Source organism: Citrobacter sp. MNAZ 1397, assembly GCF_023613995.1.
Taxonomy (GTDB): Bacteria; Pseudomonadota; Gammaproteobacteria; order Enterobacterales; family Enterobacteriaceae; genus Phytobacter; species Phytobacter ursingii.
The window spans coordinates 429457-455206 of the sequence record NZ_JAKIVH010000001.1 but is presented as its reverse complement, the minus strand read 5'-3'; the positions used below and the strand labels follow the sequence as shown (position 1 = coordinate 455206).

General features: G+C 48.6%; 22 protein-coding genes and 1 pseudogene. 13 read left to right on the top strand and 10 right to left on the bottom strand.

Going from position 1 to position 25750, the window contains the following annotated elements; all coding sequences use genetic code 11:
- Positions 1–18 precede the first annotated feature (18 nt).
- Positions 19–633 (top strand): recombinase family protein, encoded by a 615-nt coding sequence (locus tag L2097_RS01925; RefSeq protein WP_250353113.1) that lies wholly within the window; start codon positions 19–21, stop codon positions 631–633.
- Between the two features lie 595 nt (positions 634–1228).
- Here L2097_RS01925 and L2097_RS01920 read toward each other — a convergent pair.
- From L2097_RS01920 to L2097_RS01900, 5 genes are all read right to left on the bottom strand, one after another.
- The gene (locus L2097_RS01920; protein ID WP_250352014.1) at positions 1229–1897 is read right to left on the bottom strand and encodes a hypothetical protein; all 669 of its coding nucleotides are present in this window, start codon (positions 1895–1897) and stop codon (positions 1229–1231) included.
- Positions 1898–1909: 12 nt separating this feature from the next.
- The gene (locus L2097_RS01915) at positions 1910–3031 is read right to left on the bottom strand and encodes a hypothetical protein (RefSeq protein WP_250352013.1); all 1122 of its coding nucleotides are present in this window, start codon (positions 3029–3031) and stop codon (positions 1910–1912) included.
- Positions 3028–4008 carry a PD-(D/E)XK nuclease domain-containing protein gene (locus L2097_RS01910; RefSeq protein WP_250352012.1) on the bottom strand — a complete coding sequence of 327 codons (981 nt, stop codon included), beginning with the start codon at positions 4006–4008 and terminating at the stop codon, positions 3028–3030. The genes L2097_RS01915 and L2097_RS01910 overlap by 4 nt, the downstream gene beginning before the upstream one ends.
- A gap of 512 nt (positions 4009–4520) precedes the next feature.
- A complete protein-coding gene (locus L2097_RS01905) occupies positions 4521–5315 on the bottom strand; it encodes a YagK/YfjJ domain-containing protein (protein WP_250352011.1) in 795 nt (264 codons plus the stop codon).
- A 244-nt stretch (positions 5316–5559) separates the two neighbouring features.
- Entirely contained in the window at positions 5560–5823 is a 264-nt protein-coding gene (locus L2097_RS01900; RefSeq protein WP_071845851.1) for a YkgJ family cysteine cluster protein, read from the bottom strand.
- A 219-nt stretch (positions 5824–6042) separates the two neighbouring features.
- Here L2097_RS01900 and L2097_RS01895 point away from each other — a divergent pair, with 219 nt between their 5' ends.
- Complete coding sequence (locus L2097_RS01895; RefSeq protein WP_047369511.1) at positions 6043–7134, top strand: DUF4236 domain-containing protein; 1092 nt, start codon at positions 6043–6045, stop codon at positions 7132–7134.
- A gap of 35 nt (positions 7135–7169) precedes the next feature.
- On the opposite strand, the pseudogene L2097_RS01890 reads toward L2097_RS01895, so the two are convergent.
- Positions 7170–7253: pseudogene (locus L2097_RS01890) on the bottom strand (YkgJ family cysteine cluster protein); the annotation flags it as partial.
- Between the two features lie 145 nt (positions 7254–7398).
- Between L2097_RS01890 and yeiP the strand changes: the two are divergent.
- Positions 7399–7971 (top strand): elongation factor P-like protein YeiP, encoded by a 573-nt coding sequence (yeiP, locus tag L2097_RS01885; RefSeq protein WP_039079953.1) that lies wholly within the window; start codon positions 7399–7401, stop codon positions 7969–7971.
- A gap of 69 nt (positions 7972–8040) precedes the next feature.
- Here yeiP and uxuA read toward each other — a convergent pair whose 3' ends face one another.
- Positions 8041–9231: a mannonate dehydratase gene (uxuA, locus tag L2097_RS01880; RefSeq protein WP_142517795.1), complete on the bottom strand. Its 1191-nt coding sequence runs from the start codon at positions 9229–9231 to the stop codon at positions 8041–8043.
- Between the two features lie 203 nt (positions 9232–9434).
- On the opposite strand from uxuA, the gene L2097_RS01875 reads away from it, so the two are divergent.
- The 9 genes from L2097_RS01875 (at position 9435) to yejF (ending at position 21109) form a co-directional block, all read left to right on the top strand.
- A complete protein-coding gene (locus L2097_RS01875) occupies positions 9435–10901 on the top strand; it encodes a mannitol dehydrogenase family protein (protein WP_250352010.1) in 1467 nt (488 codons plus the stop codon).
- Positions 10902–11016: 115 nt separating this feature from the next.
- Positions 11017–11994 carry a CobW family GTP-binding protein gene (locus L2097_RS01870; RefSeq protein ID WP_250352009.1) on the top strand — a complete coding sequence of 326 codons (978 nt, stop codon included), beginning with the start codon at positions 11017–11019 and terminating at the stop codon, positions 11992–11994.
- Positions 11995–12036: 42 nt separating this feature from the next.
- On the top strand, positions 12037–12729 hold the full coding sequence (locus tag L2097_RS01865; RefSeq protein ID WP_047369507.1) for a phosphatase PAP2 family protein: 693 nt from the start codon (positions 12037–12039) through the stop codon (positions 12727–12729).
- 434 nt (positions 12730–13163) lie between these two features.
- Positions 13164–13727, top strand: a complete 564-nt coding sequence (mepS, locus tag L2097_RS01860) for a bifunctional murein DD-endopeptidase/murein LD-carboxypeptidase (RefSeq protein WP_039079949.1) — start codon at positions 13164–13166, stop codon at positions 13725–13727.
- Between the two features lie 195 nt (positions 13728–13922).
- Entirely contained in the window at positions 13923–15479 is a 1557-nt protein-coding gene (pdeN, locus tag L2097_RS01855; protein ID WP_250352008.1) for a cyclic di-3',5'-guanosine monophosphate phosphodiesterase PdeN, read from the top strand.
- A gap of 95 nt (positions 15480–15574) precedes the next feature.
- Positions 15575–17383 carry an extracellular solute-binding protein gene (locus L2097_RS01850; RefSeq protein WP_085005340.1) on the top strand — a complete coding sequence of 603 codons (1809 nt, stop codon included), beginning with the start codon at positions 15575–15577 and terminating at the stop codon, positions 17381–17383.
- Positions 17384–17392: 9 nt separating this feature from the next.
- Positions 17393–18493, top strand: a complete 1101-nt coding sequence (locus tag L2097_RS01845; RefSeq protein WP_047369504.1) for a microcin C ABC transporter permease YejB — start codon at positions 17393–17395, stop codon at positions 18491–18493.
- Positions 18493–19518: a microcin C ABC transporter permease gene (locus tag L2097_RS01840; RefSeq protein ID WP_047369503.1), complete on the top strand. Its 1026-nt coding sequence runs from the start codon at positions 18493–18495 to the stop codon at positions 19516–19518. Before L2097_RS01845 ends, L2097_RS01840 begins: the two co-directional genes overlap by 1 nt.
- A 1-nt stretch (position 19519) precedes the next feature.
- A complete protein-coding gene (yejF, locus tag L2097_RS01835) occupies positions 19520–21109 on the top strand; it encodes a microcin C ABC transporter ATP-binding protein YejF (RefSeq protein ID WP_085005343.1) in 1590 nt (529 codons plus the stop codon).
- Between the two features lie 3 nt (positions 21110–21112).
- Here yejF and L2097_RS01830 read toward each other — a convergent pair whose 3' ends face one another.
- The 3 genes from L2097_RS01830 to rsuA all read right to left on the bottom strand — a co-directional run bounded on the left by L2097_RS01830 (position 21113) and on the right by rsuA (position 23711).
- Positions 21113–21457, bottom strand: coding sequence for a YejG family protein (locus L2097_RS01830; protein ID WP_047369501.1), 345 nt, complete (start codon positions 21455–21457; stop codon positions 21113–21115).
- A 336-nt stretch (positions 21458–21793) separates the two neighbouring features.
- The gene (locus L2097_RS01825; protein WP_047369500.1) at positions 21794–22987 is read right to left on the bottom strand and encodes a Bcr/CflA family multidrug efflux MFS transporter; all 1194 of its coding nucleotides are present in this window, start codon (positions 22985–22987) and stop codon (positions 21794–21796) included.
- Between the two features lie 16 nt (positions 22988–23003).
- Positions 23004–23711, bottom strand: coding sequence for a 16S rRNA pseudouridine(516) synthase RsuA (gene rsuA, locus L2097_RS01820; protein WP_085005344.1), 708 nt, complete (start codon positions 23709–23711; stop codon positions 23004–23006).
- 154 nt (positions 23712–23865) lie between these two features.
- Here rsuA and radD point away from each other — a divergent pair, with 154 nt between their 5' ends.
- Positions 23866–25626, top strand: a complete 1761-nt coding sequence (gene radD, locus L2097_RS01815; RefSeq protein WP_250352007.1) for a DNA repair helicase RadD — start codon at positions 23866–23868, stop codon at positions 25624–25626.
- Positions 25627–25750 lie beyond the last annotated feature (124 nt).

The following is a 25750-nucleotide window of genomic DNA, read 5'->3' as shown; positions in this document are numbered from 1 at the left end:
CTATAAAGAGAAACCATGATGGATGTCCGTATCTACTGCCGTGCATCTACGGAAGGACAACATGCAGATCGTGCAGTGGTTAGTCTGCGCGAATTTGCACAAAGCAAAAGCTGGCAGATTGCCGGAGAATATATTGAGAATGCCAGCGGTGCAAAGTTGGAGCGTGTGGAACTTATGCATTTACTGGCAGAAGCACAACCCAGCGATCTACTTCTTATTGAAGCGATTGACCGTCTCAGCCGTCTTCAACACGAAGAATGGGCTGAACTAAAAGCCACGCTGAACAGTAAAGGACTGGTGATAGTTTCTATGGATTTACCAACCAGTTGGCAGATGGTTGAAATGTCGGGTAATGACCTTACCAGTGGTATTCTGCATGCTGTCAATGCAATGTTGATCGACATTCTCGCAACAATGGCAAGGCAAGATTATGAAACTCGGCGCAAACGCCAGGCACAGGGGATCGCGAAAGCAAAATTGGCAGGTTTGTATACGGGTAAAGAAAAGGATATGGAAGCCCGTGAGACTGTTCGTGAAATGCTGGCGCAAAACGTTAAACCAGCTCACATCATGAAAGCAGCTGATATCAGCCGCGCCACGTTTTACCGAATCAAGAAGGAGTTAGTTAGTTAATTATATTTATAATAGCTCCGGCACGAACTGACATTTTCCTCATATAGAATGCAATCGAATCTTACAGTCAGTTCTGAGCGAGAAGCGGCAATTAATATATTTATTAAATTGGCCAAATTTCCCTCCCCACTCCCCTCATTACGATTAACGCTTGATATCGAAGTGTTAAATTACAGAAGACGCCGTGTGACAATACTTATGCATTACTTATATGCACTTGGTGCTGGTTAAAGTCCTGCAAGGTGCTTCATATTAAACAAGGAGTTACGATAAAACGTAACTCCTTTTAACTTTTTAAAATTATGTCCAGATGAGGATAATTATGAATCAACACTATTGGTGTCTCACATTTGTTCTAATTAATATTTTTTCAAATAATCATATGTTTCTATTTCCTTAGTAAAACTTAACCTTTAAGATGCAGGCACATATACTTTAAAAGATTTACAAACCTTAAAATAAATAATAGGCATTACTCTATAATTGAACTTTATAGACAATTCCATTCCTGTGAAAAAATATGGAAGTGGTTTTGTCCTAATAATCACCCAATCTATGCTTAAAGCTGTCTAAACAATAATTATTATATAATCAATCAAAGTAACATATTTTTGATTATAAATTCTTCAATGTTATCATCTATTAAATCGCCTTTAATTTTAATGGTCCCTTTACAACCAATCTCTATATAATACTCTTCGCGAAGATGTTTTAAATAAAAACCTATTTTCGTTAGCTTGGAGGGTATCTCTCCGAAGTATCTTTCCGTCTTAATAATTAAATCTGAGTTCGAAGAAATGACCATTTTCACTCGCGAGTCTTTGAAGAGTTCGTGACTGGTCAGTTCTATATCGGTTAAATTAACATCTTTGAAGTTATCTTTAAGAGACGATATAACCTCGTTAAGATTAATTATCTTATTAGCGATAACACATTGAAATTCTAGTGCCTTCAACAAGTCAGTTCTAAAAGGTATGATCGTCCTTGTTGGATTTACTATATATAGCGTATTACCATTTATTTTGGCTTCATTAATAGCATAATCAACTGTTCTATTCTCATACTCTTCCCCGAAAGGAGTGATAATTTTATCAATATTGATATTCTTTTTAATATGCCGATAGTAAACTCCGCTTTCATTGCTCTTATGTATGCTAAAGCCAGAGTTTACATCTTTAGTGAAGCGATACTGAAGTAATCGACTGACAATCTGATCATAATTTAAATTTGTCTCGAATTCATATAATACTAATCTTTTTTCCATCGTCGCATCTCATTATGGTAATGATGAATATACTTTCAAAGCGGTTTGATAAATTAGCTTACCTAATTTTTCTTGTTCGCTTTTCAATGGGTTTTCTGTTGTAACATTGAGCATATCCCTTGATGAATATTTTTGCACCGCCTTAACACAGTATTGTAATCCCTTAGCCTTGTTTTTATCATTAAATTCTATTTCTACTGTGTAACAATCAGACTTATCGGAACCAACCATTGGGATTATTTCGCGAATTTTCCATGTGATCTTGTAAATATAATAATTATCAACATTCAACCCCTTATATATTTTCGAGGTTAAAATTTGCCTCCCTCTAAGGATAGCATTCCTAACTTCTCCGGTGAATGCGTCCCCTACAGAATCGTTACTACTATCTGTATCAGTATTATTAATTGACGGGTTTTTTTGATCTTTTTTATCTTCGATTTTTTTTACAGCTACGGTTACTACATCAAACACATCATAATTTTCAATGCTATTAATCACTGAGATGAAAAAATGGTTTCTTTTTGATATACTTGAATATTCAAAATCGAACTCAATTGGTTTAAGTTGTGTTTCCAATTTTTCGGAAAGTTGTTTAATTAGTTCATCCTTAATAATAGCACCCACTTTATTAGCTGGGTAATTTAACATAGCACCCGTCTCATTTATGTCACATTCAATGATACCTTTACGGAAGGACTTTTGTCGCATCGGCGGTTTTGAATGGTCAAATTCTGTATATTCATAATTAATAACTACTTTTTTCTGCCCTTGTTTAGTAACTTCTGCTGTTATTTGATGTTGATCTAAAGTATTTTTTATTGCATCAAATGTTTGTACGATTTGAGTTGTAGTTACTTTTTTATTTATGTCAATACTAGACTTACTCTCTTTTTTATCCTGATTAGCAAGGAGCGATGATAGATAAATATAATCATAATAATCGAACCTGATGAATTTCAGCATCATTATTAATTCATCTTTCGTTGAAGAAGGAGAAACTATTATATTTCTTTCTTTAAGTAACTTAATTAAGTGCAAAGGTTTGATTTTCTGTGCGAGAAGACCATCTCTTATATTTTGGTCATTCATATAATAGATACTATGACCATGTTTCTTTTCTATGTTACTCACTTCAATACTCCAATCTCAATCGAAGAAAATTGTGGATTTACACGATCAATAGTTCCTTTAACCATAGTGTTGGCTAATGCTATTGCCTCTTCATCATCACGCCCTAACGCCTTATAATATTTACTGATAGCATTTAGTAAATTAAGAGCGGCATATGAATTTTTTTGTGTTAGCTTAATTCTAACATTGTTTGTATTATCTATTATTTGATAATAACTTAAAGCATCTATAAAATATTCAAATTCTTCTTGCTCTGAACCGTCCTTCGTATAATATATCAAGTAACCTGCTTTTTCTTTCTCACAGTCCGCATGTTTTACAATAATCCAAGGAGAAGTTAAAACATTTATTGTTGCAGGTTCTGAGTAGTCATCATCAAAGTGATTTTTAATAAGCATTTCGTTAGGATGATAGAAACTAAACTTGTTCTGTCTAGGTAATTCATCATTTCCTATCATAACCTTCATATCGCTCGCAATGCTATTCAAGGTGGTTATTTTATAAGGTGATAAAATTGAAACCATTTTACCACTGTCGAGATGGTTACTTTCACTATCAATCTCGGCCACTATATCGTCAAAGTCACCATTATAACTGCCACAATGATTATAAACGAACAACATTCCTAAAACTGAGAACGTCCCTATAGGGTTAAATAATTTCTTCCAATTCTTGTTATGAGGTGCGCAGTTAGTAGCATATGAAAGCGAATGAACAGCTTTATTAATTTGCTCCTTTGTTATTGACCCTTTTGCATAACTTTTTAGATCAGTATTTATATATTTAACTTCATCATCATAAGGGTCTCTATAATAAAAAACACAATCAGAAGGATGATCATTCTTCCCTCCATGCTCATCAGGGCTATCACAATCCCAACTATGATCAGAAACAATTTTTCTTTTCCACTTGAATATAGAAAATAAATTATCTGCTACTTTTTCAGCCATAGCTGATATATGTTTGGTTTCACTCATTAGATATTCCGTATTAAATTGTGAACATAGGGGAAATAACGCTACCGCCCTCAGTAAGAGGAAAACTGATAATGTAAAGGATGAGGTTGTAGTTAAGGTAGAACGTCTATGATTTTAAACCATAGTTTGTCCTTTGAAGCAACTGTAACTTAGAGTACGCACGCTGCCGACGATAGCGGATGACAACTTACATCTATCACCAACTGCCTGATCTTTTCCTGGTTGATTAACACATTGTAATGTCAGCAATGCACGCTCTTGCCGCAGAGCGGACTGACAGATTGGGTTAGGCTCTGCGCCTAAGCTGTGTCAAGCCAAATCTGCGCTAATACATTTTATTCGCATCTGACCAATATCATAAAGATATCGCTGAACTGCGGGATTTTATTTTGCATATACTGCATGCACTTTATCGAGCAGCATAATGATGATGTACACCAAGCTTAAAGATTAATAAATGATCCTATCTGGCATGCATCATCAAACGTTATGAGCGCGATTCTGAGCGGTTTTTATTGCATGGGTGCTGGGAATGTATTATCCGTAGTAGAAAAACGCTCTACGGGCTTGCTACGCAGGATTTTGTTATTCAACTTCGATGTTGTATAGATCCGTGAGCCTTTTCCTGTCTGGAACTTACTTTTTTCTTTTGCCAGATAGGATAACCAAAATATCGGGCCAACAAGCGATTCCGGATCATCACGATGAATGACGTAGTGATCAGGATAGTTTTTAGTGGCTTTAGACAAGTTTACCAGTGTCGCTTTTCCACCTGTAAGTTTCATCCAGATTTCAGTAACAACACCAGCGATCCCTCTGTCGGCAGTACCAAACCATTTTACTTGACGATGTGGAAGAGCAATCCAGCAATGGTAATGAGGCTGCAATGCATCTTCCTGTTCACAAACCCAACCATGAGCAAAGTTGATTATTGGATCTGATAAGCCTTGTGGTCTGTTGTATGTTGATTTCAGGCGCAGATGAAGTTGTTTAAAAAACTGGCGTACGTACTTGTTACCAGCTTCCACAGAGGTTAACTTCGGCAGGTGAAGATCAAAACGGGTAAGAAACACTCTACTATAAAGCATCTGCATTGCGTTTAGTTCGTTGACCATAGCCAGAAGAATATCATGCCGAACACCTGATCCGATTCTTGTGTTAATTGGGTATTGGTGACCATCATGAACAAAAAACTTTTCAGCAATGGTTTTGTAACGACCATATTCATGATAGACATTTCTAAAACTATTAGCTTCCAGTAAAACTGTTGATAGCTGAATTTGAGATTGTTGCAATTCTGTTAACATAATACCTTTCTTTACTTACGTATAAAATACACCATACCCTTCCCTAAGTTTAAGTTACTACCTAAAAACCACGGCAAAACACGTGCGTTTGTGATAGCACAAAGCCGCTTCATATTTGATTCTGGGGATGTATTTGGATGGAGGAAAAATTCGGAACAAAGTTTACGAAACTTAAAATGCCCCATGAATATACTATCAAAAAAATCACACTGAGTGCAAGTATTGATTTATCAGCGTAGGCCTACTAGGTAGCATTGGGGCAGGTTTCATCTTCGAGTTTGATTAAGTAGGTCATCGCATCTGTTCGATTCGTTGAACACATATCCAGAGACGGTTGCAGGCTACTGCAAACTTTAGGACGAAGGTTAGATCCAAAAATGTTACATAAATTATCATTAGATAACTGAACACACCTTACATTCGCTGGTTTCCCTTGTGGCATTCCTGGGATAGGGCTGGATATTGAAGGAGCAATGCAACAGGCCCCACAGTCAATTCGGCATTCCATTAGGACCTCTCAATTTCTTTGTATTCGAATAAAACATTAACACACTGCCACAATCGGGGCGATAGCATGTAACCTGACTTATTCCCCTATAAAATGGTCATCTGCCCTCTTGCATGGGTTAATGCTCCTTTAAAAATATGAAGCATATGCAGTAAAATCGATCAGTTACACCGCCCTAGCTTCTGATGAATTAAGCCCCTCGTTTTACAAGGAGTTACCATGAGCTTTTACATTAAGAAAAGCATTCGAGTCGGACCGATGAGATTTAACCTATCCAAATCAGGAGTCGGTGCATCTATTGGTATAAGAGGATTGAGGTTTGGTACTGGCCCACGAGGAAATTACATCCACATTGGTGCTGGCGGAGTCTATTATCGTGCTTCGCTTTCACCAAGTCTGGTCCCACAGAACAGAAAGAAGTTTCAGCACGTACCAGACGAATCCCCAATAGAACATGACACTACACATGCATCTCTTGAGGAAATCGAGTCATCCCATATCTCGGAAATCGTTGATTCAAGTTCCCGAGAACTGCTTGAAGAGTTGAACAACAAACGTAAGAAGTCGCAAATATGGCCCTTGGTCATGTGCCTTTCGATTGCGCTGTTACTTTACGGTTTTTCACAGGCATGGCCTGAGTGGTGCCTCGCTACAGGATTTATCGTAGGGGTAGCTTTCTCTATTTTTGCTTACATGTACGATCAGCTAAGAAAGACTACTGTTCTTTTTTATGACATTGATGATCAAATGATGGCATGTTACCAGCAACTTCATGATAGTGGAGCCAAGCTCGCAAGCTGCTCAAAAGTATGGCATATAGAAGCTTCTGGAGCCGTTTATGACCCCAAGTATCATGCCGGGGCTGGTAACTTACTACGCAGAAAAGTAACCTCTATCAGCAAATCAAAGCCTCCCTTTGTTAAAACAAATATTGAGACGATTGCCATCAATGTCGGTCGCCAAACATTACATTTTTTTCCAGATAGAGTACTCGTTTATGACCGTGAAGGTGTAGGTGCTGTAGGTTATAACCAGTTATTCGTTAATGTTGGTGATAGTCAATTCATTGAAAGCGAAACTGTTCCTAGGGATGCTTTAATCGTTGGCAGAACCTGGAAGTATGTTAACAAATCTGGTGGACCTGACAGAAGATTTAAAGACAATACAGAACTACCGATATGCCTATATGAAAATCTTTCGTTCACAAGTCATTCTGGGCTAAATGAGTTATTACAGCTGTCTAAAACCGGGCATGGTAAAGATTTTTCACTTGCAATTAAATCACTTAGCAAGAATGTCAAATCTTATTAATTAATTCGTTTTTATACTGCGAATAATTGACTGTTAGGCTTGCCCTGTGGCATACCGGGGATAGGACTTGAAATAGAAGGGGCGATACAACACGCTCCACAATCCGTACGGCATTCCATAATAACAACTCTCTGTTGGGCTGGCCGCCAAACTACCTGTTTTCCCCGTCAAACGCAAAACTCAGCGATTCCACTTGCCTGTAAAGGTCCTCGCGGGTACTTTGTCGCGATATTTTCGTTATTTTTAATTCACAGGATCCCACTGATGCCAAGAGCGAACGAAATCAAGAAAGGTATGGTGCTGAACTACAACGGCAAGCTGCTGATTGTAAAGAACATTGATATTCAGTCACCGAGCGCCCGCGGCGCAGCAACCCTTTACAAAATGCGTTTCTCCGATGTGCGCACCGGCCTGAAAGTCGAAGAGCGTTTCAAAGGCGACGATATCGTCGATACCGTGACCCTGACACGCCGTTTCGTTGACTTCTCCTATGTTGATGGCAACGAATACGTGTTTATGGATAAAGAAGATTACACGCCTTACACCTTCACGAAAGAGCAGATCGAAGAAGAGCTGCTGTTTATCCCGGAAGGCGGTATGCCGGATATGCAGGTGCTGACCTGGGATGGTCAACTGCTGGCGCTGGAGCTGCCGCAGACCGTTGATCTGGAAATTGTTGAAACGGCACCAGGTATCAAAGGCGCGTCAGCAAGTTCACGCACCAAACCGGCGACCATGAGCACCGGTCTGGTGATTCAGGTTCCGGAATACCTGACCACCGGCGAGAAAATCCGTATTCATATCGAAGAAAGCCGTTATATGGGCCGTGCGGACTAAGTCAGCCCATTAAAGTAAAAAAGGACAGTGAAAACTGTCCTTTTTTTATCTCAGCATGAAGCTAACGGATTATAACAGATCGCGGAACAGGGTTTTCTTAAGTGCCAGTTCCACGCCACGCACTTCCGCCATCCCTTTCAGACGACCAATTGCGGAATAACCCGGATTGGTTTTCTTACGCAGGTCATCAAGCATCTGATGACCGTGATCCGGACGGAACGGAATCGGACGCAGATCGCCCGCCTTCTTACGGCGCTGTTCTTCACTCAGGATCGCCGCCACAACCGATACCATATCTACATCGCCCTGCAGGTGTGCAGCTTCATGGAAGGTTTTCGGGTTATCTTCACGGCAAGTAGAACGCAGGTGCGTGAAGTGAATGCGATCGCCGAAAGTCTCAATCATATTCACCAGGTCGTTATCGGCACGTACGCCATAGGAGCCAGTGCACATGGTGAAACCGTTATTGATGCTATCAACCGCGTTTTTCAGCCAGTGCATATCCTCAATGGTAGAGACAATACGCGGCAGGCCGAGGATTGGACGCGGCGGATCGTCCGGGTGTACCGCCAGACGCACGCCAACTTCTTCTGCCACAGCGACAATCGCGCGCAGGAAGTAAGCCATATTTTCGCGCAACTGATCTTTGCTAATGCCATCGTACTCCGCCAGACGGGCACGGAACTGATCCAGCGTATACCCCTCTTCCGCGCCTGGCAGGCCAGCAATAATATTGCGCGTCAGTTTTTCAATTTCAGCGGCACTCATGGCTTCAAAATAGGCCCGCGCCTGCTGCTGTTCTTCTTCGGTATAATCAGCCTGCGCGCCATCACGCTTGAGGATGTAAAGTTCAAATGCGGCAAAAGCAATCTGATCGAAACGCAGCGCTTTTGAACCGTCCGGCAGTTCATATTCCAGATCGGTACGCGTCCAGTCGAGGATCGGCATAAAGTTGTAGCACACGGTATCGATGCCACAGGCTGCCAGGTTACGAATGCTTTGCTGATAGTTGGCAATCCAGGTGTCATACTGTCCCGTGTGCGTTTTGATATCTTCATGCACAGGAATACTTTCGACCACCGACCAGGTCAGCCCTTTTTCAGCCAGCAAGGCCTGACGCTGCTTAATTTCTTCTACCGGCCAGACCTGACCGTTTGGAATATGGTGCAGTGCCGTCACGACACCCGTTGCGCCAGCCTGACGCACATCATCTAATGAAACCGGATCGTTCGGTCCGTACCAACGCCAGGTTTGTTCCATCGCCTTTCCCCTTAAAGTTGTTATACCAATACAGCAAAGATTATGACGACTACCATACATGTTTAACGAATAGGGTCAAACGCCGCCATAACAATGATTGATCCAGCTCACATTACCCGGATATTTCAGGCACACCAATTCAATTTGCTGTCATATAACTTTACACTGCACTTTGTTAATTAATGGTTAAACAGGTGTATTCAATGCAAACAATTGCCTCCGTAACGCTGCCTGAAACGGTGCAGTTACCTCAGTATGATCGCCGTTCATTACGTTCGCGCATTGTTCATTTCGGTTTTGGCGCCTTTCACCGCGCGCATCAGGCGTTGTTGACTGACCGTGTGTTGAATGCGCAGGGGGGTGACTGGGGAATATGTGAGATTAGCCTGTTCAGCGGCGACCAGCTTATGGCGCAATTGCGCGCACAGGATCATCTCTACACTGTGCTGGAAAAAGGGGCAGAAGGTAATAAAGCCTACGTCGTTGGCGCGGTTAACGAATGTCTGAATGCCAGACTGGACTCGCTGTCAGCCATTATTGAAAAGTTTTGCGAACCGCAGGTGGCCATTGTTTCGCTGACCATTACTGAGAAAGGCTACTGCATCGACCCCGCAACCGGCAAACTGGACCTTACTCAGCCGCGTATTGCCCATGATTTGCAGGAGCCTTGCGAACCGCACTCCGCACCGGGCATTCTGGTTGAAGCGCTCTCGCGTCGACGTGAACGCGGCCTGCCCGCCTTTACCGTCTTGTCTTGCGACAATATTCCGGATAACGGTCATATCGTGAAAAACGCGGTGCTGGGTATGGCGCAGACCCGTTCCACTGAGCTGGCGCAGTGGATTGACACGCATGTCAGTTTTCCGTCAACCATGGTTGACCGTATCGTACCTGCCGCGACCGACGAATCACTGGCGGAAATCGCCGCTGAATTGGGTGTTGCCGATCCCTGCGCCATCAGCTGCGAGCCCTATATTCAGTGGGTCATTGAAGACAACTTTGTTGCCGGTCGCCCGCAATGGGAAGTGGCAGGCGTACAACTGGTACAAGACGTTCGCCCGTGGGAACAGATGAAACTGCGTATGCTGAACGGTAGCCATTCGTTCCTGGCGTATCTGGGATATCTGGCCGGCTTTGCCCATATTAGCGACTGTATGCAGGATGAGGTATTTCGCCGTGCCGCACGCCAGTTGATGCTTGGCGAACAGGCCCCGACGCTTAAGATTACCGGCGTGGATCTCAACGCCTACGCGGATAACCTGATTGCCCGCTTTTCCAACCCGGCGCTCAAACACCGTACCTGGCAGATAGCGATGGACGGGAGTCAGAAACTGCCGCAGCGTATGCTCGATAGTGTACGCGTACATTTGCAGCGCGAAAGCCGCTGGCCGTTGCTGGCGCTCGGCATCGCAGGCTGGATGCGCTATGTCAGCGGAACGGACGATGCAGGCGTAGCCATTGATGTGCGTGATCCTCTGGCCGACAAGATACGTGCTATCGTCGAGACCAGCAGTGAAAAAGAACGCGTGGGCGCATTGCTGGCGCTGAGTGAAATCTTTGGTACTGATTTACCTGCAGATCCGCGCTTCGTGGATGGGATCGAAAGCGCGTGGCAACAGTTGTGCTCGCAAGGGGCGCATCAGGCAGTACGTAGCGCCCTGCAGATTTAACATTTTCTGCCATTAAAAGGGGCGGAAAGTGCTTTATCCGCTCCTGCCCTTCTCTTTTTAGTCAATTTTCGTCAGGATTATTGCACTTATTATTGTGCGTAATTCTGGAGTGAACGTGACGAAAACGAATCTGATTACTGGCTTTCTTGGCAGCGGGAAGACCACGTCCATTCTCCATATGCTGGCAAATAAAGAGCCCAACGAGAAATGGGCCGTCCTGGTCAATGAATTTGGCGAAGTAGGTATCGACGGCGCATTACTGGCAGACAGTGGCGCCTTGTTAAAAGAGATCCCCGGCGGATGCATGTGCTGCGTAAACGGTCTGCCAATGCAAGTTGGCCTCAATACGCTACTGCGCCAGGGAAAACCCGATCGTTTACTGATTGAACCCACTGGCCTCGGGCATCCAAAACAGATTCTCGATATGCTCACCGCCCCCGTCTATGAGCCGTGGATCGATCTGCGCGCTACCCTGTGTCTCATCGACCCACGCCAGTTGCTGGATGAGAAAGTGACGGGCAATGAAAACTTTCGCGATCAGCTGGCGTCGGCTGACATTATTGTCGCGAATAAACAAGACCGCGCCAGCGCCGGGAGCCAGCAAGCGCTGGAAGCATGGTGGCAGCAACATGGCGGCGACCGTCTACGTATCAACGCCACACAGGGCAACATTCCCGTGTCGCTGCTGGATAACCCACGCCGCAATCTGCGCACACTTCCAGCCAGTGCCGAACATCACCACCACACCGGCGAAAGAAAAGGCCTGGCAGCGTTAAGTTTGCCGGAGCATCAGCGCTGGCGACGCAGCCTCAACAGTGGTCAGGGCCACCATGCGTGCGGCTGGATCTTTGATGCGGAGACGCAGTTTGACACCATTGGTTTGCTTGAGTGGGCACGCCTTGCGCCCGTGGAACGCGTCAAGGGTGTAATGCGCATTCCCGAGGGGCTGGTGCGCATTAATCGCCAGGGGCTGGATCTGCATATTGAGACGCAAAACGTCGCGCCGCCCGACAGCCGAATTGAGCTCATCACCGCCTCCGAAGCGGACTGGAATGCCTTGCAGGCCAGTTTGTTGAAGCTTCGTTTAGGTTAAGGACACTACTGTTTTGCCCGTGTTGTTTAAAAATGGTTAAAGATGAAGACTCGTTTACCTCTTATTTTTTTGCTTAATCTCGCTGGATTTGCGCTGTTCCTGTCATGGTATCTGCCAGTCAATCATGGATTCTGGTTTCCGCTGGATGCGGCAATTTTCCACTTCTTTAATAACGGCCTCGTTGAGAGTCGTGCTTTCCTGTGGCTGGTCGCGCTGACCAACAACCGCGCTTTTGACGCCTGCTCGCTTATTGCGATGGGCTGCCTGATGCTGTCGTTCTGGTTGCGTGAAGACCGCGTAGGACGTCGTCGTATTCTCATCATTGGCCTGACGATGTTGCTTTTCGCGGTGGTTATTAATCAGCTTGCGCAATTACTTATTCCCGTTAAACGCGAAAGCCCAACACTATTTTTTAACGGTATTCATCGGGTCAGCGAATTACTGAATTTCCCGACCAAAGACGCCTCCAAAGACAGTTTCCCGGGCGATCATGGTATGATGTTGCTTATTTTTTCTGCGATCATGTTGCGGTATTTCGGTAAAAAAGCGTTCGGCATTGCCCTGATTATAGTTGTGGTTTTCGCCTTCCCACGCGTGATGATTGGCGCTCACTGGTTTACCGATATTGCCGTTGGCTCTCTTTCTGTGGCGTTGATTGGTCTGCCCTGGTGCCTTATGACATCACTTAGCGACAAAATAATTAGCCTGTTTGATCGTTACCTACCGGGCAATTAAACAACTTTTATACACTTTAATAACACGATTGAACGTTAATCATCAGGGATCGTTTTCGATCCCTGACGCAAATTTGCCGAAATTTCGTGTTTTCTGTCATCACGCTGTCATAACAATCACTATTCAAATGAGTGAGTTGCATGATTTTTAACCCAAATTGCCGTTTTTTTAGCCATTCCTGATAATTAACTTTCTGTATCATAATTTCTTATAAAAAATCACAGAAAAGCGCTCGCAATGCCGGAGGTGATAGGGTAATCTCGGGTCTGCTTTGAGCAAATGAGCGATTATTTTCATAAAGAATAAATTTGTGCGTTCACCCACAGATTTGACCACTGGTAATTGTCTCATTGCATACAGGTAATTACTCTCGCTGCGTTGGCATTTTTTATAACGATATTTATCGTTAAGGACTTCAAGGGAAAATAATTAACATGGTCAAATCTCAGCCGATTTTGAGATATATCTTGCGGGCGATTCCCGCGGTAGCAGTGGCGGTTCTGTTATCAGCTTGTTCAACAAATACCGCGAAGAACATGCATTCTGAGACGCATGCTGTGGGCGAAGATATCTCTTCACTGCAAGCCTCTCAGGATGAATTTGAAAATATGGTGCGTAATCTGGATGTGAAAAATCGCATCCTCGATCAATATGCTGACTGGAAGGGTGTGCGTTACCGCTTAGGCGGCGACACTAAGAAAGGTATTGATTGTTCCGGCTTCGTCCAGCGCACTTTCCGTGAGCAGTTTGGTTTAGAATTACCGCGTTCAACCTACGAACAGCAGGAAATGGGTAAATCGGTATCACGCACCAGTTTGCGTACCGGTGACCTGGTGTTGTTCAGGGCAGGGTCGACGGGTCGCCATGTAGGTATCTACATTGGCAATAACCAGTTTGTCCATGCTTCGACCAGTAGCGGTGTGGTAATTTCCAGCATGGATGAACCGTACTGGAAGAAACGCTACAACGAAGCGCGCCGTATACTGTCCCGCAGCTAACGCATGTTTTCGTCGGTTATCCCTTGGCTGACGCGAAACGATAAAAGAACACTGCTTCGGCGGTGTTTTTTTATGCTCAATTTTCTTGCATGTTTATATGTCTCATTCAGTCTTTCCAGGCTATATTCCTGGAATATCAGACAGATCAAACGCCTGGCTTTTTCCGCTCAAATTCGCCAGATATGGATATAAGTGATGTTGACCCGCAACTTTTCCGCCAGCCGGAAAATTCTTCTGTTTAGCCTTCTGGTCGGTCTCTTCGCGGCTATTGCCGTTAGCGGTATTCAGTTTTTAGTCGTTCAAAAAAGACATGAACAAAAGCTGAATGCCGTACTCGCGGGCATGCAGCACTGGCTCACAGACTATTTTAGCGATATCAAAACCACCGCGGAGTCGCTCCAGCCGCTAACGCTCAATGAATGCGCAGATGTCGCCAGCGAGCTGACCTCGCGTGCCGCTTTTAGCATGAATGTTCGCGCATTTTTATTAGTTAAAAACGATAAGGCATTTTGTTCTTCCGCTACGGGCGAGATGCATGTTCCAATGAAAGATCTCTTACCGGAAATTGATCTGAATAAAAACTTTGATATGGTCATCTTATCCGGTACACCAATGATGCCGGATAAACCTGCGATTGCGATGTGGTTCCGCAGCACCTTGCTTGATGACCGCGGCGTTTTTGTCTCACTCAATGTTAACCTTACCCCTTTCCTGCTTTATACCTCACAGCAACAAGAGCTGAGCGGTATTGCCCTCGGTATCGGCAACAACGCGATCTCCACCTTCTCGACAGGTCTTGTCGATCTGCGGGCCGTGAAAACCACGCCGTTTCGCACGGCTCATCTTGCTGGCTTTCCGCTGACCATTCATCTTTATACCGAGAACTGGAAGCCCGAAGACATACAATTTGCCCTGCTGTTTGGCGGCATGATGGGTACACTGGTGGGTTTGCTGACCGCCTGGTATCTGTATATCCGAATGCGTCCTGGCAAAGAGATCCTTACCGCAATTAAACAAAATCAGTTTTATGTGGTGTATCAACCCGTGGTTGATTCCACCGAACTGCGTGTGCGCGGTGTCGAAGTGCTGATGCGCTGGAAACACCCCACCGCCGGCGAAATCCCGCCAGATGCGTTTATCCAGTACGCCGAGGCGCAACAGCTGATTGTGCCGCTGACGCTGCATCTGTTTAAGCTTATTGCCCACGATGCGCCGGTCTTACAAACGCTGCTGCCCCAGGGGGCCAAACTGGGTATCAATATCTCGCCCGGCCATTTGCATGTCGAAAGCTTTGCTGAGGATATTCGCCAGCTTACTCATTCCCTTCCGGACGACTATTTTCGTCTGGTGCTGGAAATCACTGAGCGGGATATGTTGCGCCAGAGTGAGGCGGTGAAATTATTCCAGTGGCTGCATGATGAGGGGTATGAAATTGCGATTGATGATTTCGGCACCGGTCACAGCGCGCTGATCTACCTTGAACGCTTCACCGTAGATTATCTCAAAATCGATCGCGGCTTTGTGAATGCTATCGGCACGGAAACCATCACCTCACCGGTGCTTGATGCCGTTCTGACGCTGGCGAAACGGCTGAACATGGCAACTGTTGCAGAAGGTGTCGAAACGCCGGAACAGGCCCGCTGGTTACGGGAAAATGGCGTTAATTTCATGCAGGGTTACTATTTCAGCCGCCCGATGACACTCGAACAGTTCACGATGTGGCATCCCCCGCAGTTTTCATCACGACTTTAAGCCGTTAATTATTTCACAACGGGCGCCCCCTCCCTTATTATTCAATGAGAAAACGTTGGCGCGCCCGACGCGCCACAGGTAAAGGATCCCGCCCGATGAAGTTTGTGCGCCTGTTTATATTAAGTTTGCTGCTGGTAGGCACAGTAACCTATGCGCAAACCATTAAAGAGAATTATGCGTTTGCCGTTATCGGCGAGCCTAAATACGCCATCAATTTCTCCCATTTTGACTATGTGAATCCGGCTGCGCCTAAAGGCGGAAATATTACGCTTTCGTATCTCGGTACCTTCGATAGCTTCAACCGTTTTGCACTGCGCGGTAATGCCGCCGTGCGCACCGAGTCGCTCTATGACAGCTTGTTTACCACCTCCGACGATGAGCCAGGCAGCTACTATCCGCTGATTGCAGAGGTAGCCCGCTACGCCGATGATTATTCATGGGTCGAGGTCTCGATTAATCCACGCGCGACCTTCCACGACGGCTCACCGATTCGCGCCAGTGATGTGGCATTCACCTTCAATAAGTTTATGACCGAAGGGGTACCGCAATTCCGTCTGATCTATAAGGGAACCACGGCGAAGGCCATTTCGCCGTTGACGGTGCGTTTCGAACTGGGTGAGCCTGGCAAGGAGAACATGCTTAGCCTTTTCTCCCTGCCAGTGATGCCTGAGAAATTCTGGAAAGATCATAAACTCAGCGACCCGCTCTCGTCCCCTCCCCTCGGTAGCGGCCCTTATCGCATCACCAGTTGGCGAATGGGGCAGTACGTGACTTACTCGCGCGTGAAGGACTACTGGGGGGCGACGCTACCAGTCAATCGCGGACGCTGGAATTTCGACAGCATCCGTTATGACTATTACCTTGATGACAATGTAGCCTTCGAAGCCTTTAAAGCCGGCGCGTTCGATATGCGCACCGAAGGCAGCGCAAAAAACTGGGCGACGCGCTATATCGGCAGCAATTTCGACCGTGGCTATATCATTAAAGATGAGCAGCCCAACACCTCCGCGCAGGATACCCGCTGGCTGGCATTTAATATCCAGCGGCCCGTGTTTAATGACCGTCGGGTTCGTGAAGCTGTCTCGCTGGCCTTTGATTTTGAGTGGATGAACAAGGCGCTGTTTTATAACGCCTACAGCCGCACCAACAGCTATTTCCAGAACACTGAATATGCCGCGCGTAATTATCCGGATGCCGCAGAGCTGATGCTGCTGGCGCCGATGAAAGCCGACCTGCCGCCTGAGGTTTTCACTTCTATTTATACCCCGCCAGTATCCAAAGGCGATGGCTATGACCGGGAGAATCTGCTGAAAGCCAGCGAGCTACTTAAGCAGGCGGGTTGGGAGATGAAAGACCAGAAGCTGATAAACACCCGGACCGGTAAACCTTTCGTTTTCGAGATGCTGCTGCCTTCTGGCGGCAACAATCAGTGGGTGCTGCCGTTTCAGCACAACCTGGCGCGGCTGGGTATTACGATGGACGTCCGCCAGGTCGATAACTCGCAGATAACCAATCGCCTGCGCACCCGCGATTACGACATGATGCCCCGCGTCTGGCGGGCGATGCCGTGGCCCAGTTCCGATCTGCAAATCTCCTGGAGCTCGCAATACATTGATTCAACCTATAACTCTCCAGGCGTCAAAAGCCCGGTGCTGGATGAACTGATCGCGCAAATTATCCAGGCGCAGGGAGACAAGCAAAAGCTGCTACCGCTGGGGCGGGCACTCGACCGGGTGCTGACCTGGAATTATTACATGTTGCCCATGTGGTACATGGCAGCCGATCAGGTGGCCTACTGGGACAAGTTCTCGATGCCTGGCATTCGCCCCGTCTATTCTCTGGGTTTTGATACCTGGTGGTATGACGTGAACAAAGCGGCAAAACTGCCCGCAGACAGACGCTAAGGAGACGGAATGGGCGCCTATTTTATTCGACGCTTATTGCTGATCATTCCCACCTTGTGGGCGATTATCACCATTAACTTTTTTATCGTGCAGATTGCCCCCGGCGGGCCGGTCGATCAGGCCATTGCGGCGATTGAATTCGGTAACCAGAGTGGTCTGCCGGGCAGTACGGCTGAAGGCGGCGGCGCCACGCATGCCCGTACCGGCGTGGGCAGCGCCACCAGCAACGACAGCCGCTATCGCGGCGGGCGTGGATTGGACCCCGAAGTTATTGCTGAAATCACCAAGCGCTACGGTTTCGACAAACCGATTCATGAGCGTTATTTCAGGATGCTCTGGGATTACGTCCGTTTCGATTTCGGCAATAGCCTGTTCCGCAGCGCCTCCGTGCTACAGCTAATCAAAGAGAGCCTGCCGGTTTCCGTCACGCTTGGGCTATGGGGAACGCTGATCATCTACCTTGTGTCAATTCCCCTTGGGATCCGCAAAGCGGTCTACAACGGTAGTCGGTTCGACGTCTGGAGCAGCGCGTTTATCATCATCGGCTATGCCATACCCGCATTCCTGTTTGCTATTTTGCTGATTGTCTTTTTTGCGGGGGGCAGCTATTACGATATCTTCCCGCTACGCGGGCTGGTTTCGTCAAACTTCGATACCCTGCCCTGGTACGGTAAGATTACCGACTACCTGTGGCATATCACCCTGCCTGTGCTGGCCACCGTCATCGGCGGGTTTGCGGCCTTGACCATGCTGACCAAAAACTCTTTTATGGATGAAATCCGCAAGCAGTATGTGGTCACCGCGCGCGCAAAAGGCGTCAGCGAAGGCGGCATCATGCGCAAACATGTGTTTCGTAATGCGATGTTGTTAGTGATTGCAGGCTTTCCGGCCACCTTTATCAGTATGTTTTTTACCGGTTCGCTGCTCATTGAAGTCATCTTCTCGCTTAATGGCCTGGGGCTTTTGGGCTACGAGGCCACCGTCTCGCGCGACTATCCGGTCATGTTCGGCACGCTTTATATTTTCACGCTTATCGGCCTGTTGCTGAATATTCTCAGCGACATTAGCTATACGCTGGTCGACCCGCGCATCGATTTCGAGGGACGCTGATGTTTCAATTAAGCTACGTCAATCAGACTCGCTGGGCGCGTTTTCGCCATAATCGCCGCGGCTTTTGGTCACTGTGGATTTTTCTGCTGATCTTTATATTCAGCCTGTTTGCCGAACTGATCGCCAATGATAAGCCGCTACTGGTGCGTTACCAGGGAAGCTGGTATGCGCCGGTCATTTTTGACTATAGCGAGAGCGAATTCGGCGGTCCGTTTGCTACGTCTGCGGATTATCAGGATCCCTGGCTGCAGCAACAAATCGCTCAACATGGCTGGATGCTTCAGGCCCCCATTCGTTTTGGCGCGCGCAGCATCAACTACGCCACCACTCAGCCTTTCCCCTCGCCGCCCTCGAAACAGAACTGGCTGGGTACCGATGCCAACGGCGGTGATGTGCTGGCGCGTATCCTTTACGGAACGCGTATTTCATTACTGTTTGGCTTAATGTTAACGCTCTGCTCCTGCATTATCGGCGTCCTTGCAGGTGCGCTACAGGGCTATTACGGCGGGAAAATCGATCTGTGGGGCCAGCGCTTTATTGAGGTCTGGTCAGGCATGCCAACGCTGTTCCTGATTATTCTCCTCTCCAGCGTCGTACAGCCTGGTTTCTGGTGGTTGCTGGCCATTACGGTGCTATTCGGCTGGATGAGTCTGGTCGGCGTCGTGCGCGCTGAGTTTCTGCGCACGCGAAATTTCGACTATATCCGTGCGGCGCAGGCGCTGGGGGTGAACGATCGCAGTATTATGCTGCGCCACATGCTGCCCAATGCAATGGTTGCCACGCTGACCTTCCTGCCGTTTATTTTATGCAGTTCGATTTCCACCCTTACCTCGCTGGATTTCCTTGGCTTCGGTTTACCGCTGGGTTCGCCGTCGCTCGGCGAATTGTTGCTGCAGGGGAAGAACAACCTGCAGGCACCCTGGCTGGGTATCGCGGCGTTTTTGTCCGTGGCGGTACTCCTGTCGCTGTTAATTTTTATTGGTGAAGCAGTGCGCGACGCCTTCGACCCTAACAAGGCGGTGTAAGATGACCCCTCCCCTGTTACGCATTGATTCCCTGTCTATCGCTTTTCGTCAGCAGGAGACGCAACGCACGGTGGTGGATTCGCTTTCGCTGCAAATTGAGGCGGGTGAAACACTGGCGCTGGTTGGCGAATCCGGCTCGGGCAAAAGCGTGAGCGCATTGTCGATTCTGCGTCTGCTGCCCACTCCGCCGGCAGTCTATCCGCAGGGCGATATCCTCTTTCATGGCGAAAGCCTGCTGCATGCCAGCGAGAAAACCTTACGCCAGGTACGCGGCAATAAAATCGCGATGATTTTTCAGGAACCGATGGTGTCGCTAAACCCACTGCATAGCGTGGAAAAGCAGCTTTATGAGGTCTTATCGCTACACCGGGGGATGCGCCGTGAGGCCGCCCGGGCCGAGATCCTGACCTGCCTGGACCGGGTGGGTATCCGCAATGCCCGTCAGCGCCTGGGGGATTTCCCCCACCAGCTCTCCGGTGGCGAACGCCAGCGCGTGATGATTGCCATGGCGCTGCTCACCCGTCCCGAGCTATTGATTGCCGATGAACCCACGACCGCACTGGATGTGACGGTGCAGGCACAAATCCTGACGCTACTGCGCGAGCTGCGTCAGGAGCTGAACATGGGGCTTCTGTTTATCACCCACAATCTGAGCATCGTGCGCAAACTGGCAGACAACGTCGCCGTGATGCAAAACGGTCTCTGCGTCGAGCAGAACAGCGCCAGCGCACTGTTTGCCGCGCCGTCCCATCCCTATACCCGGCGCCTGTTGAACAGCGAGCCCACAGGCGACCCGGTTCCTCTTGACCCGGACACACCTGCGCTACTGCGCGTCGACAATCTCGGCGTCAGTTTTCCCATCCGCAAAGGTATCTTTAAACGTGTGGTGGGCGAAAATCGGGTGGTCAATAATATCAGCTTCACCCTGCGTGCAGGCGAAACGCTGGGGCTGGTCGGGGAGTCGGGCTCCGGGAAGAGTACCACCGGGCTTGCTCTGTTGCGCCTGATTGCCTCGCAGGGTGCCATCAACTTTGGCGATAGCCCTCTGCACACGTGGAACCGCAAGCAAATGTTACCGGTGCGCCACCGCATTCAGGTCGTGTTTCAGGATCCGAACTCTTCGCTCAATCCACGGCTGAACGTTCAGCAGATTATCGAAGAGGGATTACTGGTGCACCAGCCGACATTAACGCGCGAAGCACGGGAGGCCGAGGTCATCAGAGTGATGAACGAGGTTGGTCTGGATCCGGAAACCCGCCGCCGTTTCCCCGCTGAGTTTTCAGGCGGTCAGCGCCAGCGTATTGCCATAGCCCGGGCATTAATACTGAAACCAGAGCTGATCATTCTGGATGAACCCACCTCCTCTCTTGATCGCACGGTGCAGGCGCAGATCCTCGCCTTACTGAAATCGCTCCAGCAGACGCACCATCTGGCCTATATTTTTATCAGTCACGATTTGCAGGTCGTGCGCGCGTTATGCCATCAGGTGATTGTGCTGAAACAGGGAGAGGTGGTTGAACAGGGAGAGTGCCGCCGCGTGTTTAGCGCGCCGCAGCAGGACTATACGCGCCAGCTTTTAGCACTAAGCTGACGCTCAGAAGGGATTCTGACTGGTGAAAGGTTCGGCGATCGCGACGCCAAAGTTTTTCAGGCGACAGGTCGCTGCAAACTCATCCTGGCAGCTCACAAACAGACAGGGTTCACCTTCGCATTCTACAACGGAGCAAGCCACTTCGATGTCACTCAGTGCCTGACTCAGCTTGTGCATCACTGGCCAGGCGCTATCGCCATCAGGACTCAATAGCTTCAGCGCCACAAGGCTTCCTTCCGCGTCATCGACATTTTGCGGAATCGGTTCAACCCTTGCGCCTGCAAAACCATCGAGCCAGCGGTAGCACTGGGGTAAACGGTGGATGATCGAGAGTTGTAATGTATTCACTTTCTGTCCCCGGAAGTACCAATAACTTCACAAATATTTCACATTTATATTAACACATTATTGACAAATCGTCTCGTCAGCGGCACATAAAACACGTAACGTCATGCTGTATGCGGGTTAGCGGTTCATTTATTAGGTTTTTATCGATGAACCCCGGCCCTTTTTTCGGCTATATGTACCCGTTTCTGAGATCTAACTCAACCTATTTTACTACAATGATGTGACTTTTTACATAAACGGATTTTACATAAAATAAACAAACATGTCCGAATGTATCTCTGATTTGGTTGATATGCATCAAAAAAGGGAACGTTTCCGCCCCCCTTTGTTGAAAGGTTACGGCTGTTTTTTGCCGCGGCTGGCGTAGAGGTAGAAGAGAACGGAGCTGGTTGCGCAGAAGGTGATGGACCAAATCATTGGCCATGCTGAGTTGAACGTCGACATAGAAAGCAGCGCGCCGACAATGGCGCCAATACCAAAACGAAACGTACCGGCCAGTGACGAAGCAGTACCGGCCATATGGGGAAATTCATCAAGAATGACCGCCATCGCGTTCGACGAGACCAGTGAAACACAGCCGACGAAAGCAGCCACGCCCACCACCAGCGACCAGAAACCCACGCCGAGCAGTGCCGTGATAACCATCCACAACGCCATAACAAACTGCACCCATAGCCCACTACGGAACATTTTGAGCGCACCAATGCGACGGACAAAGCGCCCGTTAATGATGGTCATCAGGAATAAGAACACAATGTTCAGCGCGAAATAGTAGCCAAAGTCCTGTGGCGAAACATGGTTGATTTCGATATAGACGAACGGTCCGGCGCTCAGGAAAGAGAACATCCCGGCAAAGCTAAAGCCGCTTGCCAGCATATAACTCAGCACGCGTTTATGACGAAACAGAGAGGCAAAATTGCCCACCGTCGTGCGCAAATGGAACGGCTGACGGCGCTCAGGCGGCAGGGTTTCACGAATAAACACGGCAATCATTGCCGAGACCAGCAAGCCCGCCACCGCCAGGATCCAGAAGATCATATGCCAGCTAAACCAAACCAGCACCGCGCCGCCGATCATCGGGGCAAGCAAAGGCGCTATGGTGGTTACCAGCATGACAAACGACATCATCCGCGAAAACTCTTCGCGCGGATACATATCGCGCATCAGCGCATTAATCACCACGCTGGCTGCAGCTGCCGCGAGACCATGAAAGAAGCGCATAGTAATCAATTGATCGATACTTTGCGCCAGCGCGCAGGCCACGGCCGCTGCGGCGAAAATCAACGTACCGCCGAGGATCACCGGCTTACGCCCGATGCTGTCCGCCATCGGGCCATACAGTAATTGCCCCAACGCAAAGCCCAGAATGTAGGTACTCAGCGTCATTTGGGCACTGCCCGCCGGTACGCCAAACTGCCCGGCAATCACCGGGAGCGCGGGCAGATACATATCAATCGATAACGGCATCAACATGGCCAGCAGGCCAAGAATAATCACAATGCTCAGTGATGAGTGTGGCCTGTTGGTCACATGGAGCTCCTGTAAGTTAACGCGCAGGCAAACCGACGCTGGCAATCTCTTCTTCTGTCAGTGCGCGGTACTCTCCCGGCGCCAGATCGTCGTCGAGGGTAATCGCGCCGATGCGTTCACGATGCAGCCCGACAACGTGGTTGCCCACCGCGGCAAACATACGTTTTACCTGGTGATAGCGCCCTTCGCTGATGGTTAAACGTACCTGCGTCGGGGCGATCACTTCAAGCTGCGCCGGTTGGGTCAGATCTTTTTCGTTATGTAACTGGACACCTTTAGCAAAGCGTTCCGCTGTATCTTCCGCCACTGGCGACTCCAGCTCGACCAGATAGGTTTTCTCGCAGTGATGACGCGGAGAGGTGATACGGTGCGACCACTGACCGTCGTCGGTCATCAGCACCAGCCCCGTGGTATCGATATCCAGGCGCCCCGCCGCATGCAGTTTATGCGCTACCGGCTCATCGAGAAAATAAAGTACCGTCGGGTGATCGGGATCGTCCGTTGAGCAAACATAGCCCTGCGGTTTGTTGAGCATGAAATAACGGGGGCCGGTCTGTTGAGCCAGTGCGTTACCCTCATACTCCACCTCGTGTTCAGGGAGTAATTTGAACGCGGCATCTCTGACGATTTCGCCGTCTACGGTAATGTGGCTGGCGCGGATTTGACGTCCGGCAATAGCACGGCTTACGCCGAGTTGCTGAGCGATAAACTTATCAAGTCGCATGAAGTTGTTTTGCCTGTATGGTGCTGGGAGCAGGACTTTCGTCCTTAAGAAGACTCAGGTGATTTACGCCTGTCAGTATAGCGGTCATTCTACGCCGCTCAAGGGAAAGATTCGTGGCATACTTGTGACATGATGTTGTCACACCATGAAGAGCATGACTTTTACCTTACGCCCTTATCAACGTGAAGCGGTAGACGCTACCCTCGCCCACTTTCGCCACCACGACGAACCCGCGGTGATTGTCCTGCCCACCGGCGCGGGCAAAAGCCTTGTTATTGCTGAACTGGCAAGGGTGGCGCGCGGGCGCGTGCTGGTGCTCGCACACGTTAAAGAACTGGTCGCGCAAAACCACACAAAATATCTCGCTCTGGGCCTGGAGGCGGATATTTACGCTGCGGGCCTTAAGAGTAAACAGAGTGAGGGCAAAGTGGTGTTCGGTAGCGTACAGTCCGTTGCCCGCAACCTTGACCATTTTCAAGGGGAGTTTTCACTGCTGATTGTCGATGAGTGCCACCGCATCAGCGATGATGATGAAAGCCAGTATCAGCAAATTTTACAACACCTGCGCAAAGTGAATCCCCGCGTACGACTGCTTGGCCTCACCGCGACCCCTTTTCGTCTGGGGAAAGGCTGGATTTACCGTTTTCATTATCACGGCATGGTTCGGGGCGATGAAAAAGCGCTTTTCCGCGACTGCATTTATGAGCTTCCGCTGCGCTATATGATCAAGCATGGCTATCTGACGCCGCCAGAACGCCTCGATATGCCCGTGGTGCAGTACGATTTTAGCCGTCTGCAGGCACAGAGTAACGGCCTGTTCAGCGAAGCGGATCTGAACCGTGAACTGAAAAAACAAAAGCGCGTCACGCCGCATATCATCAGCCAGATTGTTGAATTCGCAGAAAAACGCAAAGGGGTGATGATTTTTGCCGCGACCGTAGAACATGCCCGTGAAATCACCGGGCTGTTGCCGGCAGGCGAAGCGGCGCTGATTACAGGGGAAACGCCTGGCCCGCAGCGTGATACGCTGATTGAGGCGTTTAAGGCGCAACACTTTCGCTATCTGGTGAACGTGTCAGTACTCACTACCGGCTTCGACGCGCCCCATGTCGATTTGATTGCCATCCTGCGTCCGACAGAATCCGTCAGCCTGTATCAGCAAATCGTTGGCCGTGGCTTGCGGCTGTTTCCCGGTAAGACCGATTGCCTGATCCTCGACTACGCCGGGAATCCGCACGATCTCTACGCGCCGGAAGTGGGTGCGCCGAAAGGAAAAAGCGATAACGTACCCGTGCAGGTGTTTTGCCCGGCCTGTGGCTTTGCCAATACCTTTTGGGGGAAAACCACGGCGGATGGCACGTTAATCGAACATTTTGGCCGCCGCTGCCAGGGCTGGTTTGAGGACGACGACGGCCAACGGGAACAGTGCGACTACCGTTTCCGTTTTAAAAATTGCCCCCAGTGTAATGCGGAAAACGACATTGCTGCCCGCCGTTGCCGGACCTGCGACACCATCCTGGTCGATCCGGACGATATGCTCAAAGCGGCGCTGAAACTCAAAGACGCGCTGGTCCTGCGCTGTAGCGGGATGGACCTGCAGCACGGCGCGGATGACAAAGGCGAATGGCTGAAAATTACCTACTACGATGAAGACGGGGCGGATGTCAGCGAACGCTACCGCCTGCAAACACCTGCCCAGCGAACCGCCTTTGAGCAACTCTTTATCCGCCCGCACACCCGGACACCCGGCGTGCCGTTACGCTGGATCGTTGCCGCCGATATCCTCGCCCAGCAGGCGCTGCTACGCCACCCGGACTTTGTCGTGGCGCGTAAAAAAGGCCAGTACTGGCAGGTACGAGAGAAAGTATTCGATTATGAAGGACGCTTTCGCCGCGCCAATGAGTTACGCGGCTAAGTTCATCTCAGTGCGGCTTGTAACAGCGGGGGGATACGGGTATAATCCCGCCCGCTTTTGCATCCGCAAAGCAGATCACTTGCCTGTTGCTGGGTCGCCTGTAGCAGGAACTATTGAAGAGAGT